The following is a 1,412-nucleotide window of genomic DNA, read 5'->3' as shown; positions in this document are numbered from 1 at the left end:
ACTGCCCGGAAGCCGGACAACGGTGACAGCCCGGAAGAAAAGATCAGCCGGGCAGTGCACAAGAAAGAGCATCAAAAGCAGACGGAGAAGAAGCCGGCTTACAAGAAGAGCCAGGAAGAGCACGAAACCATCGACTGGGACAAGCTCGGGATCGGCAAATTCGATGTGATGAACCTCACCATCGAGACCATGCAGAGTGCGCTTGTGCAGTACAAGATCGCGGGCTACCCGCCGGATTTGCTGGTGAATATCCCGAAGAATGCCTGTCGGAGCTACGATTATCACAAGGCCCCGGAATTGATTCAGCTGGGCCGTGAGCGGATGGCTGCTGCGCTGGATCGCTTTGAAGAAAGCCGGAACAGCTCCGGGCCTCTGGCTATCTGAACAATTTGTTGGCGGGGGCGGGCTGCAGTCGAGCGGGTAAACAGCGTATAATCCCGCGCTAACACGCTCTTGCACAGGATGTACGTTAGTGACCAGCCCTATTGACGACCTTCACAGCGTTCGGGATTACTTCCGCTACGCCTCCTCTCGGTTTGCTGCTTCGCCGCTGTTTTTCGGGCATGGCACGGACAATGTCTGGGATGAAGCTGTTCAGCTGGTTATGCGTAGCCTGCACCTTCCCCTTGAAAACAACACTCTGTTCCTGGATGCCCGTCTAACGCGGGAAGAGCGGGAGCTGGTACTGGAAAGAATCGCCCGGCGCGTGGATGAGCGCGTACCTCTGGCGTATCTGCTCGGTGAAGCCTGGTTTATGGGCATGCCCTTTCATGTTGACGAACGGGTGTTGGTACCGCGCTCCCCCATTGGTGAATTGATCGAGAATGGCTTTCAGCCGTGGCTCGGAGACAAGCCGGTGGAACGCATCCTTGATCTTTGCACCGGGAGCGGGTGTATTGGCATTGGTGCGGCATCTGTTTTCGGCGAGGCGGAAGTCGATCTGTCGGACATTTCTCCGGATGCACTTGAAGTGGCTGAATCCAATATCGACCTGCACGGAGTCCGCGAGCGGGTCCGTACCGTACAATCCGATGTCTTTGACAATATTGAAGGTCGCTACGACGTGATCGTTAGCAACCCGCCCTATGTGGATGCAGACGATCTCTCCAGCATGCCGGATGAGTACCGCCACGAACCTGAGCTGGGCCTTGCCGCCGGTAAAGACGGGCTCGACATCGCTCACAGAATCATTGCCAAAGCGGCCGAACATCTTACTCCTGGTGGACTACTGGTCGTGGAAGTCGGTAACAGCTGGGTTGCAATGGATGAGGCGTATCCGGATCTGCCACTAACCTGGCTGGAGTTCGAGAATGGGGGCGATGGCGTCTTTCTGATCACCGAGACGGACCTGCGTCAGTGGCAGGCTTCCAGTTAAACTGAATTCTCATAAAAGCTGAACAAGATACTGAATT

Annotated in this window: 1 protein-coding gene and 1 pseudogene; both read left to right on the top strand. The window is 55.8% G+C overall.

Going from position 1 to position 1,412, the window contains the following annotated elements; genetic code table 11:
* Positions 1-384: pseudogene (locus B2W52_RS11455) on the top strand (patatin-like phospholipase family protein); the annotation flags it as partial.
* A gap of 88 nt (positions 385-472) precedes the next feature.
* Entirely contained in the window at positions 473-1,375 is a 903-nt protein-coding gene (gene prmB / locus B2W52_RS11450) for a 50S ribosomal protein L3 N(5)-glutamine methyltransferase (protein ID WP_273069868.1), read from the top strand.
* Positions 1,376-1,412: the final 37 nt, after the last annotated feature.

The organism is Marinobacter sp. UBA2498, assembly GCF_002341575.1.
GTDB classification, from domain to species: domain Bacteria; phylum Pseudomonadota; class Gammaproteobacteria; order Pseudomonadales; family Oleiphilaceae; genus Marinobacter; species Marinobacter manganoxydans.
Note: the sequence above shows the minus strand (reverse complement) of the source record. Positions and strands in the feature narration are given on the sequence as shown.